Raw genomic sequence first — 18,768 nt, 5'->3', positions numbered from 1 at the left:
CACAAAACTCACTTTCGACACCGACCCTGTGGGAGCGAGCTTGCTCGCGATGAGGGAGTGTCAGTCGACATCGATGTTGAATGTCAGACCGCTATCGCGAGCAAGCTCGCTCCCACAGGTTTTGTGTCTGTCTTCAAGAACCCTTGCTGCCCTTTTCATTGGCCGGGTCGTAGACCTTGGTCAGGTCACCGCCGAGGCGGAAGGTCTTGAACGGTTGCATCTTGTGCTTCTTCGCCAGCACCTCGGGCGAGCAGGTGTAGAGCGAGCAGAACGGTTCGAGCCAGGCGAATTTCGAGTCGACCTTCAAGTCGGTCATGTCCTGTTCCTTGCCGTTCTTTTCCTCGAACTCATCCGGGTCATTCACCCCGGCGAGCACGCGATCACCCAGGCGTTTCAATGCGCCGTTGTTTTCCTGGCGCAAATCCACACCGTTGACCTGGGCGAAACTGGCGATCATCGCCAGCGGCGGCAGGGCGTAGTTGTGGTAGGCCAGGGCCCGTTGCTGACGCTTGAGTTCGTTGGGCAGGTAGCCGTCGGCGTCGACCTGGTTGGCGCCGACCTTGTATTCCTTCACTGCCCAGTCGAACAGGTCGCGACGGTTGGTGGCGACGGACGTGGCCATCACCGACCAGGCGGCCCAGTACGAGTGGTTGTTGGTCTGGTCGAGCGGCAGGTTGTCCCAGTCGCTGACCACCTGGTCGGCCATCTTGCTGAACCAGGCTTCGATCAGCTGCGACTCTTGCTGATGGTTGGCCAGCGGACGGGAGTCGGAGAATTTCAGGCGAATGTACGACGACGCCATGCTGCCCAACGCCCATTTGCGCATGGACTTGCCGGTGTGATTGAAGTCCTTGGACATCAGCGCATCGGCCTTGGCCCAGGCGGTCAACCAGGTCAGCGTGCACTCCAGTTGTTCCGGGCGGCCGTCACGCATGAACTGCATCACGCGCTTACTGATGCCTCGCTCGATCTTGGTGATGTCGGCGGTGCTTTCGCGGAAGGCTTTTTCCGACTGCTCGTTCAGGGTCGCGCGGGCCTTGTCCGAACCTTCGTATTTGCTGCGAAATTGCAGCGAGCCGGTGTACGGCGTCGGCATCGCATCGCAGCCTTCGCTCTTGTCGCCGGTTTTGATTTTTTCAATCGGCGCGAAGTATCCCTGCGGCGGGCGCAGTGGCGCCGCAGCCTGCGCTGCACCGGCGAACATCGCCAGGCTTAACAGGGTGGGTGCCAACAATTTTGAAAGTATCGGATTTCGCATAGCAGACCTCATTGCCCGACCGAAGCAGTACGCTGTTCGGCGCTCGGGAATACGTTGCGTTTGCAGATTTTCGCTTCGACTTTCTGTGGCGTGGTGGCGTTTTCAGGCCCCTGGATTTCGACGGCCAGCAGATTCTGCGTGGCCCAGTCTTCGTCCGTACGCAACTCGAAGGCGAAACGCCCGTCGGTATCGGAGGTTTCCGGTTTTTCGATCTTGATGTCCTCGTGGCGTCCGTTCATGTACCAGAGGGTGGCTTGCAGGGTTTTCACCGAGGTGTCGGCGAAGCGGATGTCGACCTGGTGACTGCCGTTTTGCAGGTTCAGGTTTTTGCTGTTGACCATCAGTTCATTCTTGCCCGGCTTCAGGGTGGTGCTGCCGGACATCTGTGCATCCTTGCCTTCGCAACCGTTGTCCAGCAGCGCCATCATCTGGCGGTAGATGGTTTCCTGGTCGAGGCGATACAGCGGCGAGAATTCCCAGATGAGAATCTTCGGCGGGTTCTTCTGGAACTCGTCGCTGCCCAGGTACTGCAGCATCGAACCTTCCAGGCCGCCGCCGGGGAACGCCACGTTGAGAATGTCGGCGCCGATGGCCTCTTCGAGGAAACCGGCGAAGTTGTAGTTCTTGCCGCTGTGGGAGGTACCGACCAGGGTGATTTCCGGATTGCCGGAATCGCCGAACAGATCGCCATCGCCCGCTTCGCCCTTCGGCTCGGTGGTGAACTGATCCATGTACTGGATCGCGTAGCTGGTGCCACAGAGTTGACCGGCCATGTTGTGCAATGTTCCGGTCTTGCCCATGCGACCCGACTTTTTGGTCTCGAATTCGCGCTTGGGAATGTCGGCGAATTCAGGCAACTGTTTGACTTTCTCGGCGACGATTTTCGCCGTGCGCTGGGCACCGTACGGCGTCCAGTGCTGGTCGCCACGGAAGTAGAAATCGTGGGCTGGCAGGGTGTCGGGCAACGACTCGTTGGTCAGCGGCGAAAGGTCCGGGACGACATAGCCCATCTGCGCGAAACGACCGAGCATGGACTTGTAGTTCTGCAGCGCCTTGTCGAAGTCGAAGCTGGCTTTCTCCGCCGGGTTGAGTTTGTTGCGGTTCACCAGGCCACGGGTCGGCTGGTACACGATGACCAGTTCCACACCTTTGCTCTTGAACGCATCGTGCAGTTGTTTCATGCGTTTGTAGCCGGCGGGCGTGGTGTCGAATTCGGTGCGCAGGTCTTCCTGGGTCCGGAACAGCCAGTCGCCCTGGGCCTGTACCAGGGTGGTGAAGTTCTGCTGATAACGGGTGGTGTAGTTCTTCGCATCGTGGGCGGCCGGGCACAGGCTGCAGCACGGTTCTGCGGTGAAGCTAGGCGCTTTGACCTCATCGGCGCGAGCACCACCGCTGGCGGCGAGAATGCCGGCGGTCAGGGCCGACAGGCTGAGTAATTTGATCAAGTGTGGGTGCATAAGATTATCCTCAGTCCCGCATTTCGGTCTGGCGTTCGACGGGGTCGATCAGCACGGCTTTCTGCTGGCGCACCAGCAGGTCGAGAATTTCATCCTGGCGCTCGCCGAGAATCCCCGAAAAGCTGATGCCGCTGGATTTGGTCGGGGCGAGCATGGACACGCGATACAACTCGACACTCAGCGGCGAGTCGATGGACAGCGGCCCGCTGCCGTTGGCCGCCAGTTCACCGCCGACCACGATCAGCGACACCTGGGCGTCGAACGGGTCGAGCTTGATGTCACGGTCGGTGTTGCTCAGGTCCTTGATGTGGCCATAGACGCCGGTCAGGCCGTTGGCCATGGCGACGTTTTCGTACAGGCGAATGTTCACGCTGTTACGAATGCGGATGCCGTGGCGACGGTTGCTGACGACTTTGTTGCCCCACAGCAGGTTGTCGGCACTCTCGTAGAGGGTGATGCCGTCGGTGTGGTTCTGGTAGATCTCGTTGTGGGCGATCAGGTTGTTCACGCTGTTACGGTCGATCACCAGGCCCGACAACTTGTTGTCGTAGCTGCGGTTGTTGAAGATGAAGCTGTCGTTGACCTCACGGGAAATAATGATCCCGTGCTTCTTCTTGGTCCCGTACACCGTGTTGTCGGCAATGATCAGACCGTGGGAACGGTCGTGGGGGTCGATGCCGTAGACGATGTTGTCTTTGTAGGTGTTGCCCTTGACCACGAAGTCGCGGGTTTCATAGCAGTAGAAGCCGTACCACATGTCCGAGAACTCGGAGCCGACGATCCAGCCGGTCGGCTCAGGACGCTTGAGCACCTTGGCCATGTTCGGCGTGTACTGGGAAATACTCACGCCGTAGGATTTACTGTTGGCGTAGCCGAAACTGGCGATCTTGCTGTTGGCGATGTAGGTCTCGGTGCCGCCCCAGGACAGCAGGAACGGACGGAATTCCTTGGGCGAATTGAACGTCGCCGGGCCGTTGTCTTTCTCGCGCCAGCCAGTGATTTTGGTATCGCGAACGAACAGCTGGCCGTCGTTGACCAGGAACGAGCCGGCCTCCTGGGACAGGCGCAGTTCCTGGGTCTGTTTGTCGATTTCCAGGATGCCGTGGCGACCGACCACGATCGGCAACTTCGCCAGGAACACACCCGGCGAGGTTTCGCTGAAGTACTGCTTGGGTACCTTTTTCGCCAGGTCCTTGAGGTTCATGTAGCCGTCGTCGACGAAGATCGCCTGGGGGATACCGTGCTGACGCACTACCCACTCGGCCATCTTGTTGTCGCCACCAATGAAGTCCTTCAGGGCGTCTTCCTGCATCATCCGGCGCAGGCTGATCTTGCCCGGTTTGCTGCGCACGATCTTCGCGGCGATGGCTTCGGCTGTGTAGCCGGAAACGTCCGGCAGTTTCGGCGTGGCCAGTTCCAGCGGCGCGGTCGGTGCGCTGCTGACGGTGTAGGTCTTGGCCTGTTGCAGTTCCTTGGCCGTGGTTGCCGGCTTCGCCGGCTCCACATTGGCGAAGCCAGTCGCACTGGCCAGCAGCATCGCGCCGGCCAGCAGGCTGATCGAGCCTTTTCGGGCTGGATGATTCATCTGGGAGACTCCCTTCGCAATGTGCATCAGAAGCGCCAGATCACGTCGATGAACGCGCGGTGCATGTACGAATCGACTTCCTTGCCGTACGCATCGCCTGGCTTGAACACGCCGCCACGAAAGCGCACCAGGGCCGAAGGCTCATCGATCGCCTGACTCATCGAAGCCGGCAACAGGCCTTGCTTGAAGTACTTGGTCACCACCAGGTCCATTTCCTGACCGAGGTCTTTCTCGCCATCGTTCAGTGGCAGGGACGTACTGGAGAGGATCGCGCCAGTCACGTCATCGGTATTGTTCTGCACTGCGTCGATGCCGTTGCTGCCGACCGGCTTGTTGCCGTCGACGCGCCAGAATTTGTGGTAGATCAGGCTGGCGTCGTATTCGTCGTTGAGCATCCACGAACCGAACAGAGTGGCGCTCTGCATGTTGTTCATTTCGCCACGGAAGGCCTCGCCGAAGCGGTGCACGCGCGAGCGGGTACCGGTGTAGTTCGAGCGGTTACTTTCCAGACCGTTCTGTTCATAGTCTTCGCTGGCGCGGGCGTAGGCCGCACCGACTTGCCATTGCGGATCGAGGCGCAGGCGAACACCCAGATCGGTGGCCCAGCCATCGACATCGCCGCTGCGCTTGGCTTGTGCGGGAGCGGTGCCATCGGCGTTCAGCGGATTGACCGTGTCACGGTCGCCGCTCATGCCGGTGATGCTGCCCCAGTAGTTGACTGTGTTGGTATTGCGCCAGTTGTAGGCGTCGCTGTCGGCGGTGAGGCCGAGCCAACTGATGTCGCCGTTCTGTTTCTTGTCCAGCGAATCGCTCGGCACGCCCGGTTGTGCGTAGTCGAGTTTGCCGTCGTCGTGGGTGTGATGACCGCGGATGCCCACCCAGTTGCCCGGTGTCCACTGGTACGCCGCATCGGCGTAAGCGTGCAGGCGATCCTTGTCCTCTGGCGCAAGCTCCTTGAGGTCGGTGCGGTACTCGCTGAAGCGTTCGGCGATACCGACGTTGGCGCGCAGCAGGGTGGTGTCGAAGGTCCAGTTAAGGGCTTCGATGTTGGTGTCGCGCCATTGGCCGTCGTCATTGCGCAGGCGCTGGCGACCGAGCTTCAGGATCTCGCCGGGGTAGGGCGTGAAGCCGCTGTAGCCGACCCAGAACTCACGCATCGCCAGGTAGTTTTTCTTGGTCTCGCGATCACCATTGTCGGTGTTCTCGGCGCCATCGGATTGTTGCAGGGTGTCGGTCTCGATGATGTCGGTGGACGTCACCGCCTGACCCATGGCGTAGGCGCTCCACGCGCCGCTTTCGCCGTAGACCCACGGACGCAGGTCGAGACCGACGCCGTTGACGTCGCCGCCGTCGGCGGTGCCGAGGTCACGGTCGTCTTCGGACTGGCCGGTGATTTTTACGTCCAGGCCGAAGTTCTTGGTTTCTTCAGTCATCGCAGCCAGCGTCGGGCAAGACCAGATCAGCGCGAATGTCAGGCCAATGCCGGCCTTCATGAATGGATTCAACTTCATTGGGATTCCTCGCCATCTTCTTCTTGCAGGGCATGCAGTTCCGGCGTGTTCGGGCTCAGGGCACCGCGCACGGCCTGTTCTTGTTTCAACAGGCGTTGGGCTTCGGCCAACCGGTCGGGCGGCAATTGCGTTTGGATTGTTTGCGCAAGCTCGGTGGCTTGCGGAGTGTTCTGGGCCAGGGCCAGTTGGCTGAAGACATAGGCGTTCAGCGGATCCGGCTTGGTGCCCTTGCCTTGGGAAAACAGTTGGGCGATGGCGAAGTCGGCGCTGTTCTGGCCGTTGCGCGCAGCGGTCAACAGATGGTCGAGGGCCTTCTGCGGATAGACCTTGCCCAGGTAGCCACGGCGATAAATCTGGCCGAGGTAGTAATCGGCAGCGACTTCACGGCCGACGGCTTTCTGGAAATGCGCTTCGGCGACCTTGGCGTCGGCCGGCACCAGTTTGCCTTCGAAGTAGAGCTTGCCCAGCAACAGCTCGGCGCGGGGCTGGTCGGCGGCGCGGCCGTTGTCCAGGTACTTCATCATCTGGTCGACGTCGCCCAGTTCGGGGAAGTCGTAGAGCAGTTGCGCGAGGGTGACCCACGACGCCGGGTAGCCCGGTGCGATCGGCTCTAGCAGCGACTGCGCGGTTTTCTCGTCGGTCTTGCCCAGGGAGGCATCGGCGAGCACGCGGGCGACGCTGTCGACGCGCTGCGCCGAAACGGTGCCGTGTGCGTGCGCCGCTTGCATCTGCTTGATCAGCTCGGCCTGTTGCTCTGGCTTGGCCTGTTTCTGATAGACCGTGGCCAGTTCGACGTAGCAGATGTCGCTGGTGTTGAGCGCGGCCTTGCAGATTTTTTCCACGTCATCCAGATGCTGGTCGTAGGTGCCCTGGGTGCGATAGAGCAGCACCTGCGCCAGACCCGCTTCCGGCTTGCCTTCGGCGCGCCATTGGCTGATCTGCTGCTGGGCATTCACGTTGGGGAAGCTGTGCGGGTATTGCAGGTACAGCATCGCCAACGGGATCAGCGTATTGCCTTCGCCCGCCGCAGCGGCTTTTTTCAACAGGGTTTCGGCTTCGTGTTGTTCCGCTTCGGTGGAACCGGGCTTGGCCACCAGCAGACGACCGAGGCGTGCCTGGGCGCGCGGCGAAACGCTGGCCGCGGCGCGGTAAGTCGCCTCGGCCTGTTTCATCTGCGCCGGGTCACGGCTGTCGACCTGGAGATCGGCCAGGCCGACCTGGGCTTCGCTGTAGCCCAGGTCGGCCAGTTGCCGGTAATTCTGCGCGGCGGTGGCGGTATCGCCACGTTTGAGCGCTTCGTTGGCCAGGCGCTGGTCGGGCAGGCCGGCGCAGCCGCTGAGGCTGACCGCCAGGGCTAGCGAACAGAACGCAAATCCCATGTGGGAGCGAGCTTGCTCGCGATGCGGCTGGCTCGGTGCATCAGACAGACCGCGTCGATCCCATCGCGAGCAAGCTCGCTCCCACAGGGTCGGCGGCGTGTTGAGGGTTGGAGTAGTCACAGGCATGTCCTCGACTTAAAGACCGACAGCCATGGCTTTGTCGATCAGCCAGTTCAGGTTCGGGCCACGGTCGCTGTTCACTTCCACCGGGCGGCCGGCGAGGGAGCTGTCCAGGGTTTCGTCCGGCTGGATCAGCACGCGGATGTCCGAAGACAGATCGGCGCTTTTCAGGCTTGTGCTGCTGACGATCTTGCCGGTGCGGCTCTTGTCCTCGCCAGCGATCTGGAAGCGCACCGAAGTACCCGGGCGCACGTCGCCGAACTGGCGATAGGAGAAGCGCGCTTCAACATTGGCTTCGCTGTTACGCGGCACCAGTTGGAAGATCACGTCGCCCTTGCTGGCGTACTGACCGTTGGCGACCATTTGCTGGGCCACGGTGCAGTCGCAAGGCGAGGTCAGGGTGCCGGTCATCTGCTTGCCGAACAGTTCTTCAACCTTGGCCGGTTGCAGTTGGTCTTCGTCCAGATGGCCCTTGAGCACGTCGAGCATGCTGGTGCTGAAGGTCGCCAGCGGTGCGCCCTTGGCGGCCACGCCATCGGCTTTCACCAGGCTCTGCACGGTGCCGTCGCGGGGCATGGTGATGTTCACGCCCGGCACGCTGACCAGACCGGCCTGGGCGTGGCTGACGAAGTACATGCCATACACCGATTTGAAGACAAAGCCGAATGCGGCCACGCCGACAACGAAGATCCCCAGGCTGAAGGTCACGGCTTTCAGGCGTCCGAACGCGGACATGCCGTGGCCGCCGTCCTTGACCTTGCGCGCCTTGGTGAAGTTGTCGCGCTGCAGGGTCGCCAGCATTTCACCCACGCTGACGATGTCGCCAGCCAGGTGCGAAGTGATCAGGTGGCGCAGGGTCGAGATGTCCCGTGGTTCCAGGTTCTGGAACTGGCAGCCGGCGCGTCCGGTCTCGCGATCGAAAGAGCGGACCTGCAACTCGACGTCCATGGCCAGGCCGAGGTTGTCGATGACGAATTGCAGGCGGGCCTTGTACACGTCACCCATCTTCAGCGGCAATTGACCGGCGTTGAACGCCAGGCCACCGGCGGACAGGTCGATCACCCGGGCTTCGACCGGCGTCCGGTCAGGGCCGAAGAAACGCAACTTGGCCGGGATTTTCACTCGGGCGTGTTGGCGCTGGGCTTCGGATTCATGCACTACGTTGGCGTTGACGGCGGTATTCATAAAGGCGATTTCCTGGTTAATTCAATAAGGGGGCGGTCAGACCATCAACAGCAGCACGGCGACAAAAATGCTGCCGGCAGAGAAGGTCATGGTCCGAGACGACCAGGTGTTGAACCAACGTTGAAAGCTGGCGAGATCACGGGTCAGAGACGTGGGTTGGCGGGTCCAGGACTGTTGGTCGAGGCGGAAGAACACGTAGATCTTCACCAGCGCGCCGACGATCTGGTTGTAATAGAGAATCGCCGGGTAAGCCGGGCCGATCCGGTGTCCGGAGCACGACAGCAACAAGGTCAGGATGAACCGGGTTATGCCGATCCACAGCAGGTACACCAGGATGAACGCGGTGCCGTACTTGAAGCTGGCGATCAACGCCACGGTCAGGCCCAGCAGCGAGGTCCACATCGACACGCGCTGGTCGAACAGCACCACCGAAGTGAACACGCCGAGGCGTTTGACCCCCAGGCCCAGGGCGCGGGAGTTCTGCCGCAGGTTGTTGCCGTACCAGCGGAACATCAGTTTGCGGCTGGCCTTGATGAAGCTCTTTTCCGGCGGGTGTTCAACAGTGTTGATCGCCGCGTCGGGCACGTAGAACGTGTCGTAGCCCAGGCGCATCAGGCTGAACCAGCTCGACTTGTCATCGCCGGTAAGGAACTTGAAGCGACCCAGGCGCCAGTGTTGCAGCGAGTCGCTTTCCACGTCGGCGATGAAGTCCGGGTTGGTGACCACGGTGGCGCGGAACACCGACATGCGGCCGGTCATGGTCAGCACGCGCTTGGACAAGGCCATGGAGCACATGTTGATGTGACGCTGGGCGAAACGCAGCTTGTGCCATTCGCTCATGATGTAGCCGCCGCGCACTTCGCAGAATTCGTTGGTGGTCAGGCCGCCGACGTTGCCGAACATCTGGAACCACGGCACGGTCTTGAGCACTACGCCTTCGGCCAGCACGGTGTCGCCATCGATCACCGCGACCACGGCGCGATCATCCGGCAGGTGCCGGGAGATGGCGCGGAAGCCGTAGGCCAGGCCATCGCGTTTGCCGGTGCCGGGAATGCGCACGAAGTCGAGCTTGACCCGGGACGGCGGGTTCATCCGTTTCCACAGGCTTTTGACCAGCAGCTCATCGGACATTTCCACGATGGAGCAGACCACGGTGGTAGGCAGACCGCAGTCGATGGCTTCGCGGATCACCGAGCTGTAGACCTGCGCGGTGGTCAGGGCGTCGATGCGGAAACTGGTGACCATCAGGAACACGTGGGACGGGTCAGCCGCTTTGCCCAGCTTGCGCACTTTGCGCCGCAGGTGCGGGTAGACGATGTACAGAAAAATCATGCCGCGCACAAAGTGGGTGGCACCCATCGAATAGCGCCAGATACCCACGGCGCCAATCAGGAAAATAAAGTCCTTCGACTCGGAGTCGAACGTGGACACGGGCAACGCCATGGCGAGGCCCATCAGTAAACTCAGGTAGAACAGCCAACCGGCGGCCTGGAGTAGGCCGTGTTTTAGCCTGTGCATAATCGGAATCCTAAAGTCAGTTGCAAGCCCCAAGCTTCAAGCCCCAAGCGAGGAGCTTTGAACTTGCGGCTTGGAGCTTGAAGCTTGCGGCTGCTTTACCAGCAGATACCTTCAGTCCGGCCAGTCACGCTGGTGGCCTTGGACATGAAACCGACCAGGTCGATCACTTGCTTGCCGTGTGGAACTTCCTGCACCAGCGCGCGGAACTTCTCGTCGCGGTTGCCGAGGATGATCACGTCGGAGTTGTTGATCACCGCGTCGAAGTCGGAGTTGAGCAAGGACGAGACGTGAGGGATCTTCGACTCGATGTAGTCCTTGTTCGCACCGTGAACGCGGGCGTACTCGACGTTGCTGTCGTAGATGCTCAGGTCATAGCCCTTGCCGATCAGCATTTCCGCCAGGTCGACCAGCGGACTTTCGCGCAGGTCGTCGGTGCCGGCCTTGAAGCTCAAGCCCAGCAGGGCGACTTTGCGTTTGTCGTGGCTGGAAACGATGTCGAAAGCGTTCTGCACCTGGGATTCGTTGCTGCGCATTAGCGAGTTGAGCAACGGGGCTTCCACGTCCAGGGAACCGGCGCGGTAGGTCAGGGCACGTACGTCTTTTGGCAGGCACGAGCCGCCGAAGGCGAAGCCTGGGCGCATGTAGTACTGGGACAGGTTGAGGGTCTTGTCCTGGCAGACCACGTCCATCACTTCACGACCGTCGACGCCGACCGCCTTGGCGATGTTGCCGATTTCGTTGGCGAAGGTGACCTTGGTGGCGTGCCACACGTTGCAGGTGTACTTGATCATCTCGGCGACCGCGATGTCCTTGCGGATGATCGGTGCGTCGAGCTCTTCGTACAGCGATTGCAGAACGTCGCCGGACGCCTTGTCGAATTCACCGATGACGGTCATTGGCGGCTGGTCGTAGTCGGCGATGGCGGTGCTTTCGCGCAGGAACTCAGGGTTCACGGCCACGCCGAAATCAACACCGGCCTTCTTGCCGGAGCAGTCTTCGAGAATCGGGATGACCACATTGGCCACGGTACCCGGCAGTACGGTGCTGCGCACCACGATGGTGTGGCGGGTGGTCTTGTCACGCAGGACAAAACCGATTTCGCGGCACACTGCCTCGATGTAGTTCAGTTCCAGATCGCCGTTCTTCTTGCTCGGCGTGCCTACGCAGATCATCGACAGGTCGGTGTCGCGAATCGCCTCGGCGAAGTTGGTGGTGCCACGCAGACGACCTGTCTGGATGCCCTGGGCCAGAAGTTCACCCAGGCCTGGTTCAACGATCGGCGATTTGCCGGCATTGATCATATCGATCTTGTCTTTGGCCACATCGACGCCAACGACGTCATGGCCCCGTGCAGACAGGCAACCGGCACATACTGCGCCGACGTAACCCAAACCAAAAATGCTGATGCGCATCGCAATTACCTCTCTGTTATCAAGCCTGTAAACATCAAGCCATTAAATGGCCGGAGTTAATGGTATTCAGCGTGTTTTAGTGCACTCGCAAGTGTGCCTTACAGGCACGGCAATGCCCTGTGCTGGCATATAAGTTACGAGTGTCTAAATAAATGCACTCAAGGGGTGCGCAACTAGGCCTTGTTGTTATGATTTGCCCTGTTATGCAGCCGATCCTCCTGTCGGAAGGATGCAGGTGCAACGGCCTTGCACGCCTGATGTCAGGCCGAAAGCCCGTGGATCAAGCGGTTGGGTGCTCGGGTGAGCACGTTTATAGGGGCGCTGTCGTGGCCTTGTAGGGGATAGTCATACCGCGTTATCTCCTGTCCGATTGCTGTTGTCCAAATCGGTGATTAGTCAGCGCAAGTTAATATTACAACTTCGCTACACGAATCGCTTATCTGCGTAAGTTATCTCGTACACGCTCGGCGAGAATCGTTACCGGTGGTATGAGCGGCTCGTTTGGACATAGTTCCAGCCCACTCATCGCGAAATCTGAAATTTCTTGAAATATTGAGAAAGATGGCACTGCTCTCAAATTGATAGCACTTGCCGTTTCGCCCTTTATATATAGGCGGCTCAACAGAGGGGATATTTTTTTGCCACTACTGTTAAAAAAAGTCAGTGCCACTACGCAAAAAAATGATTGAAGTCGAGTGAAACTAAAGTTAGAAAATCAGTTGGTGTTTTTATGGCGCCAAAAAAATGGCGAAATGGCAGGGAAGTCTGAAGTGAATCAAGGGTCGGCGCACGAGGGTTTGTGGAGGTCGTGCACCGACCGGATGCATCACTCTGGTGCGTGATCGCGTAGAAACACCAGATTGTCCGGCTTGGACTGTTCGGCGCTGTAGCGATAGCCTTGAACGTCGAACTGCTTGAGGGTGGCCGGGTCGTTAATGCGTTCTTCGATGACGAAGCGACTCATCAAGCCACGGGCCTTTTTCGCGTAGAAGCTGATGATCTTGTACTGGCCGTTCTTCAGGTCCTTGAATTCGGTATTGATGATGCGCGCGTTCAAGGCGTTGCGTTTGACGGCCGAGAAGTACTCGTTGGACGCCAGGTTGAGCAGCACGTCATCGCCTTGATCGACCAAGGCTTCGTTCAGCCACTCGCTGATGCGCGTGCCCCAGAAGGCATACAAATCCTTGCCCCGAGCGTTGGCCAGTTTGGTGCCCATTTCCAGGCGATAGGGTTGCATCAGGTCCAGCGGGCGCAGCAGGCCATAGAGGCCCGAGAGCATGCGCAGGTGTTTTTGGGCGTAATCGAAATCGGCTTCGCTGAGGGTTTGCGCATTCATGCCGGTGTACACATCGCCCTTGAAGGCCAGCAGCGCCTGCTTGGCGTTTTCCGGGGTGAACGCGGGCGTCCAGCTGCCGAAACGCGCGGCGTTGAGCCCGCCGATCTTGTCGGACACGTGCATCAATTCGCTGATTTGCGCGGGCGTCAGCTCGCGCAATTGCAGGATCAACTCCTGGGAGTGGTCGAGGTACTGCGGCTGGGTGAAGCGCTGGGTCGCCGGCGGTGTTTCATAGTCGAGGGTCTTGGCGGGTGAAATCACCATCAGCATGAAGTCGTCTCCTTTAATCGTGGCGGCGATTCTAGGGGGTTGTCCTCGTTGACTCCAGCTATCGCGTCCATAGGTGATGACTGGTGGCATAGCACAAAACCTGTGGGAGCGAGCTTGCTCGCGATGACGGTGTGTCAGCTGACATCATTGTTGAATGTCAGATCGCTATCGCGAGCAAGCTCGCTCCCACAGTGGTTCAGTGTTGCTGCAGGAGGTGTGTGTGGATCAGCTATAGTGCCGCGCGGGTTTTGTTATGGAGACATCCCATTGCGTATCGCTTTTCTCATTTCGATCTGGCTACTGAGCTTCGGCGCCATCGCGGCTCCGGGCGATGTGGCGACGCTCGATCGCAGCACCTGGCCGGAGAAACTCGGCAACCCGACACTGTTCGACGTGGCGTCCAGGGCCGAGATCCTCATGTTTTCCAGTGTCCTGTTGGCCAGCGAGTCGCTGGATGAACCCGCCCTGGCCCAACGCCTGGGCCTGCGCACGATCAATCTGGAGTCGGTCGACCGGGTTCGTCAGCGCATGTGGCAACGGCTGCTGGCCAACTACAACTTCGCCCAACAGAGTTGCGACCAGGATGCCTCCTTCTGTTTTCTGGTCGAAGACATGCCCACCATGCGCGAGCAGGCTGCCAAATTCCAGGTCGGCGCAGACAGCTATTACATCAAGTGGGCCGAGCCGAGCCGTGTGTTCCACACCCAGTACCTGGACGAACAGCTGCGCAAGGCCGCTTTGTTCCCGCAAACCAGCAGCGAAGTCGATCATTTTGGCGACTATGAGCGCAGCGGCGACGGGATGCATGACCGGCTGTTTCTGCTGACCTTCGACAGCGCGGCCAACGCCGCACCGGATAACACCGCCTGGGTCGCCGAGTACCTGCGCAAGTCGAACATGAGCGGGACGTTCTTCGTCCTCGGCAAGGACATCCAGGCCCGTTTGGCCGAACATTCGGTGAGTAACCTGCAAGCGACCTACTCGAGCCAGTGCATCGGCGTACAAGGCTGGGAGTTCCGTTCCCACAGCCACTGGCACGACTGGCAGGACTCGGTGCGCCGCAGCGCCGAACTGGTCAAGAGCAAGCTGCCGGAGAACTACGTGCCCCTGTTCCGTCCGCCCGACGGTCAGCGCCGTTCCGATGCCGAAGGCTTCTTCAAGACTCAAGGGTTGCAGGTAGCGTTGTGGGACATCGACGCCCAGGACGGTGCCGGCAAACTCAAGGGCAACCCGAGTGCGCAACGGGTGCTGACCCTGATGCTGCTGTGGCGGCACGGAGTGATCAATTTCAATGTGAAACAGGATGCAGTGAAAACGGCGTTGCCGTGGCTGGTCACGCAAACGGCGCCTGTCGGGATCGGCTGGGAGGATTGCCAGGATGCGTTTCGCTGAAAATGACAAAACCCCGTAAACATTGGGTTTTTGGCAATTTTGGAAGGGGATTCGTTGCAGGTGGACTTCCGACTTTAAACGGGTGATGGCAGTCCGCCAAGTGCTATTGGTCAATCTGCAAAATAAACTTCAAAAAAGCGTCAAAGTACTTTTTTCTGTCACACGTTTTGGAGTATTACGAAGACAGACCGCCGAAACCTGCAACACAGGTGGCGTCTTCCAAGACCCCGCATGTATGCAGAACACTTGAGTCCCCGCAGGTGTATTCGGCAGTCACTTCGAGGCGCAGCACCGTCAAGGTATTGCGTCGAATGGCTCCCACAAAGGTGACCGAGTATGGATGATCACGGACGTAGCTCTTCTTCCAACCAGCCAATCCTTTATGTACTCGATACCAACGTATTGATTCACGATCCAAACGCGCTGCTTAACTTCGAAGAACACCACGTCGCGATCCCGATGACCGTGCTTGAAGAGCTCGACAAGCTCAAGAGCGGGCATCACAGCGTAGCCGCCGAATGCCGCCAGGCCATCCGCCTGATCGACAAGACTCTGGGCGATGCCTCACCCGAGGACGTCGAGCAGGGTGTGCCGATCCAGCGTGGCAAAAGCGGACCCAAGGGTTTGCTGTCAATTCTGATGAGCAAGCATGCCGAGCCGAATCTGATTCTGCCCGAGCACCTGAACGACAACAAAATCATCAATCAACTGATCGACCTGCACGCGCGCGATCCGAAGAAGCCCGTGGTGCTGGTCACCAAAGACATCAACATGCGCCTCAAGGCGCGCGCCTGCGGAATCGCGGCCGAGGACTACAGCACCGACCAACTGGTCGATGACGTGTCCTTGCTGCCCAATGGCTACCACAACATGACCGGCTCTTTCTGGGACCGCGTGAGCAAGGTCGAAACCCGTCAGGACCACGGCCGCACCTGGCATCAGGTGCAATTGATCGACAACCTGCCGGCGGTGCACATCAACGAATTCATCATTGATGAACAGGGCTTTGTCGGCTGGATCAAGGAGATTGAAGAGGACCGCTTGCTGATCCTCGACCTGCACCAGGAACCGCTGCTGCACCAGGAAGCCTGGGGCCTCAAGCCGCGTGATATCTATCAGAGCCTGGCGTTGTACGCCTTGCTCGATCCGGATATCCACCTGGTCAACCTGTCGGGTGCCGCGGGTTCGGGTAAAACCATCCTGGCGCTGGCCGCTGCGATCGAGCAGACCATGGTCAGCAAACGTTATCGCCGCATCATCGCTACCCGTAGCGTGCAGGGCCTGGATCAGGAAATCGGCTTCCTGCCCGGCACCGAAGCGGAAAAAATGGAGCCGTGGCTGGGCGCCATCACCGACAACCTCGAAGCCTTGCACATGGATGACGAAAGCACCCATGGCAGCGTCGACTACATCCTCAGCAAAGTGCCGTTGCAGTTCAAATCCCTCAACTACATCCGGGGCCGCAGCTTCCAGCAGAGCCTGATCCTGATCGACGAATGCCAGAACCTCACGCCGCACCAGATGAAAACCATCATCACCCGTGCCGGTGCCGGTTCCAAAGTGGTGTGCCTGGGCAACCTGGCACAGATCGACACCCCTTACCTGTCCGCGACCAGCTCCGGGCTGACCTACCTCACTGAACGCTTCAAGGACTTCCCGAACGGGGTGCACATCACTCTGCAAGGGGTACCACGTTCGATCCTGGCCGAATACGCCGAATCGCATCTGTAACTGTCCACCGGAACCGGGCGGCCCTAAAGCCGCCCGGTTTTTTATGGGCGTATGAAAAACCTGTGGGAGCGAGCTTGCTCGCGATGACGGTGTGTCAGTCGACATTTCAGGTGAATGGCAGGTTGCTATCGCGAGCAAGCTCGCTCCCACATTGGTTTGTGGTGACTCGATAATCGTGCGTGCGGAAAATTGACCCGCAGGTTTACAATCGACGCTCCTGATCAGGAGTAATCCCGTGCTGACTCATCTCGATTCCCAAGGTCGCGCCAACATGGTCGACGTCACTGAAAAAGCTGTGACGTTCCGTGAGGCGACCGCTCAAGCGCTGGTGCGCATGCTGCCCGAAACCCTGCAGATGATCGTCAGTGGCGGCCACCCCAAGGGTGATGTGTTTGCCGTGGCACGCATTGCCGGTATCCAGGCGGCGAAGAAAACCAGCGATCTGATTCCCCTGTGCCATCCGCTGATGCTGACCGGTGTCAAGGTCGAGCTCAGTGCCGAAGGCGAGGATTCGGTGCGCATCGTGGCGCGTTGCAAGCTGTCAGGGCAGACCGGCGTCGAGATGGAAGCCCTGACCGCCGCCAGCGTCGCCGCGCTGACGATCTACGACATGTGCAAGGCCGTGGACCGTGGCATGACCATCGAAAGCGTGCGTCTGCTGGAGAAGGTCGGCGGCAAGAGCGGACATTTCCAGGCGGAGCAGTCATGAACGTTACCGTAAAGTTTTTCGCCCGTTATCGTGAAGCGTTGGGTCTGGATTCGGTGAAAGTAGAAGGCAACTTCGCTACCGTCGACGACGTCCGCGCACTGTTGGCCCAACGTGATGGTGCCGAGGTGTTGAGCGAGCAGAACCTGATGTGCGCCCGCAACGAAGACCTGTGCCAGCTCGACGAACCGGTCAGCGACGGCGATGAAGTGGCGTTCTTTCCGACTGTGACCGGAGGCTGAACCATGGCGATTCGCGTGCAGTCCACGGCGTTCGACCCTGGGGCCGAAGTCAACGCCATGCACGATGCCAATGTCGGCGTGGGTGCAGTGGTGAGTTTTGTCGGCTACGTACGCGACTTCAATGACGGCCTCGACGTCGCCGGGATGTTCCTCGAACACTATCCCGGCATGACTGAAAAAGCGTTGGGCAAGATCGCCATCGAGGCAGAGCAGCGCTGGCCGCTGCTCAAGCTGGAAGTGCTGCACCGCATCGGCGCCCTGGAGCCGGGCGAGCCGATAGTCTTCGTCGGCGCGGCCAGCGCCCATCGTCAGGCGGCATTCGACGCCTGCGCCTTTGTCATGGATTACCTGAAAACCCGTGCGCCGTTCTGGAAGAAAGAAAACACCAGTGACGGGCCGCGTTGGGTCGAGGGGCGTGACAGTGATCATGCGGCGGCGGATCGCTGGAAGCAGTAGTTTCTGCGGCGTTCTTTAGTCAGTCTTCGCGGGCAAGCCCGCTCCCACAGGGTTCTGCGTCGTACACAAAGTTTGTGTTCATCCAGATCCACTGTGGGAGCGAGCTTGCTCGCGATGAGGCCTTTCGATTCAACCAATCACTCCCGGATTCACCACCCGACCATCGGCCGGAACGGGCTGCATTTACCTCATTGACGGTTCATACATAAAAGTCCAGTATGGAATTATAAGTACAAAAAAAGTATCCACCCGTTTCAGCTTTTTCTTCTGTCTTGCCAAACCAACAACAACCGCGAGAAAACGAACATGAAGAAGTTCCCCCTCATTACCGGTCTGGCCCTGAGCCTGTTGGCGTGCAGCTCTGTGTTCGCCGCCGAGAAAACCCTGCGCATCGGTATCGAAGCGGCGTATCCACCGTTCGCCTCGAAAACCGACAAAGGCGAAATCGTCGGTTTCGACTATGACATCGGCAATGCCTTGTGCGCACAGATGAAGGCCAAGTGTGTGTGGGTCGAAGGCGAGTTCGATGGTCTGATTCCGTCCCTGAAGGTGAAGAAAATCGACATGGCGCTGTCGTCCATGACCATCAATGAAGACCGCAAGAAGTCGGTGGACTTCACCCACAAGTACTATTTCACTTCGTCGCGTCTGGTGATGAAGGACGGCGCGGTGGTGGATGACCAGTACGCCAGCCTCAAGGGCAAGACTGTCGGTGTGCAGCGCGCCACCACCACCGACCGTTACGCCTCCGAGGTGTTCGAGCCCAAGGGCATCAACGTCAAGCGCTACAGCAACAACGAAGAAATCTACATGGACCTGGCCGCCGGTCGCCTCGACGCGATTTTTGCCGACACCATTCCACTGAATGACTTCCTGTCGATGCCCCGTGGCAAGGGTTACGCCTTTGTCGGGCCGGAGCTCAAAGATCCGAAATATGTGGGCGAGGGTGCCGGGATTGCAGTGCGCAAGGGCAACACCGAGTTGGTCAGCGAGCTGAACACGGCCATTGATGGCATTCGCGCCAGTGGTGAGTACCAGAAGATTTCCGAGAAGTACTTCAAGTCTGATATCTACGGCGACTGACAAACCGCCATCGCGAGCAAGCTCGCTCCCACAGGTTCAGTGGTGTACATATCTCTTGCGCACGACTCGGACACTGTGGGAGCGAGCTTGCTCGCGATGAGGCCCTGCCAGCCAGTACATCTCTCAG

The 18,768-nt window shown here is 59.4% G+C and carries 15 protein-coding genes; 6 read left to right on the top strand and 9 right to left on the bottom strand.

The window, feature by feature from the left end; all coding sequences use genetic code 11:
• Positions 1–133: 133 nt before the first annotated feature.
• The 9 genes from PSJE_RS12430 to yaaA form a co-directional block, all read right to left on the bottom strand.
• Positions 134–1,258: a mannuronate-specific alginate lyase gene (locus PSJE_RS12430; protein ID WP_057713382.1), complete on the bottom strand. Its 1,125-nt coding sequence runs from the start codon at positions 1,256–1,258 to the stop codon at positions 134–136.
• A gap of 8 nt (positions 1,259–1,266) precedes the next feature.
• Positions 1,267–2,715 carry an alginate O-acetyltransferase gene (locus tag PSJE_RS12425; RefSeq protein ID WP_090457586.1) on the bottom strand — a complete coding sequence of 483 codons (1,449 nt, stop codon included), beginning with the start codon at positions 2,713–2,715 and terminating at the stop codon, positions 1,267–1,269.
• Positions 2,716–2,725: 10 nt separating this feature from the next.
• A complete protein-coding gene (gene algG / locus PSJE_RS12420; protein ID WP_057713384.1) occupies positions 2,726–4,300 on the bottom strand; it encodes a mannuronan 5-epimerase AlgG in 1,575 nt (524 codons plus the stop codon).
• Positions 4,301–4,326: 26 nt separating this feature from the next.
• Positions 4,327–5,811, bottom strand: a complete 1,485-nt coding sequence (locus PSJE_RS12415; protein WP_090457585.1) for an alginate export family protein — start codon at positions 5,809–5,811, stop codon at positions 4,327–4,329.
• Positions 5,808–7,310, bottom strand: a complete 1,503-nt coding sequence (gene algK, locus PSJE_RS12410; RefSeq protein ID WP_090457583.1) for an alginate biosynthesis TPR repeat lipoprotein AlgK — start codon at positions 7,308–7,310, stop codon at positions 5,808–5,810. The genes PSJE_RS12415 and algK overlap by 4 nt, the downstream gene beginning before the upstream one ends.
• A 15-nt stretch (positions 7,311–7,325) precedes the next feature.
• Complete coding sequence (locus PSJE_RS12405; RefSeq protein ID WP_057713387.1) at positions 7,326–8,495, bottom strand: alginate biosynthesis protein Alg44; 1,170 nt, start codon at positions 8,493–8,495, stop codon at positions 7,326–7,328.
• A gap of 36 nt (positions 8,496–8,531) precedes the next feature.
• Positions 8,532–10,013: a mannuronan synthase gene (gene alg8 / locus PSJE_RS12400; protein ID WP_057713388.1), complete on the bottom strand. Its 1,482-nt coding sequence runs from the start codon at positions 10,011–10,013 to the stop codon at positions 8,532–8,534.
• A 95-nt stretch (positions 10,014–10,108) separates the two neighbouring features.
• Positions 10,109–11,425 (bottom strand): nucleotide sugar dehydrogenase, encoded by a 1,317-nt coding sequence (locus tag PSJE_RS12395; RefSeq protein WP_057713389.1) that lies wholly within the window; start codon positions 11,423–11,425, stop codon positions 10,109–10,111.
• 826 nt (positions 11,426–12,251) lie between these two features.
• Positions 12,252–13,031 carry a peroxide stress protein YaaA gene (gene yaaA, locus PSJE_RS12390; protein WP_057713390.1) on the bottom strand — a complete coding sequence of 260 codons (780 nt, stop codon included), beginning with the start codon at positions 13,029–13,031 and terminating at the stop codon, positions 12,252–12,254.
• A 267-nt stretch (positions 13,032–13,298) separates the two neighbouring features.
• On the opposite strand from yaaA, the gene PSJE_RS12385 reads away from it, so the two are divergent.
• From PSJE_RS12385 to PSJE_RS12360, 6 genes are all read left to right on the top strand, one after another.
• Positions 13,299–14,423, top strand: coding sequence for a polysaccharide deacetylase family protein (locus tag PSJE_RS12385; protein ID WP_090457581.1), 1,125 nt, complete (start codon positions 13,299–13,301; stop codon positions 14,421–14,423).
• Between the two features lie 336 nt (positions 14,424–14,759).
• Positions 14,760–16,154, top strand: coding sequence for a PhoH family protein (locus PSJE_RS12380; protein WP_008050144.1), 1,395 nt, complete (start codon positions 14,760–14,762; stop codon positions 16,152–16,154).
• 235 nt (positions 16,155–16,389) lie between these two features.
• Positions 16,390–16,863 (top strand): cyclic pyranopterin monophosphate synthase MoaC, encoded by a 474-nt coding sequence (moaC, locus tag PSJE_RS12375; RefSeq protein ID WP_057713392.1) that lies wholly within the window; start codon positions 16,390–16,392, stop codon positions 16,861–16,863.
• The gene (moaD, locus tag PSJE_RS12370; RefSeq protein WP_057713393.1) at positions 16,860–17,102 is read left to right on the top strand and encodes a molybdopterin converting factor subunit 1; all 243 of its coding nucleotides are present in this window, start codon (positions 16,860–16,862) and stop codon (positions 17,100–17,102) included. Before moaC ends, moaD begins: the two co-directional genes overlap by 4 nt.
• 3 nt (positions 17,103–17,105) lie before the next feature.
• On the top strand, positions 17,106–17,558 hold the full coding sequence (moaE, locus tag PSJE_RS12365) for a molybdopterin synthase catalytic subunit MoaE (protein WP_007989960.1): 453 nt from the start codon (positions 17,106–17,108) through the stop codon (positions 17,556–17,558).
• Between the two features lie 306 nt (positions 17,559–17,864).
• Positions 17,865–18,641 carry an ABC transporter substrate-binding protein gene (locus PSJE_RS12360; RefSeq protein ID WP_057713394.1) on the top strand — a complete coding sequence of 259 codons (777 nt, stop codon included), beginning with the start codon at positions 17,865–17,867 and terminating at the stop codon, positions 18,639–18,641.
• The last annotated feature ends 127 nt before the right edge of the window (positions 18,642–18,768 follow it).

Origin of the sequence: Pseudomonas jessenii (genome assembly GCF_002236115.1) — a bacterium.
GTDB lineage: Bacteria > Pseudomonadota > Gammaproteobacteria > Pseudomonadales > Pseudomonadaceae > Aquipseudomonas > Aquipseudomonas jessenii.
Note: the sequence above shows the minus strand (reverse complement) of the source record. Positions and strands in the feature narration are given on the sequence as shown.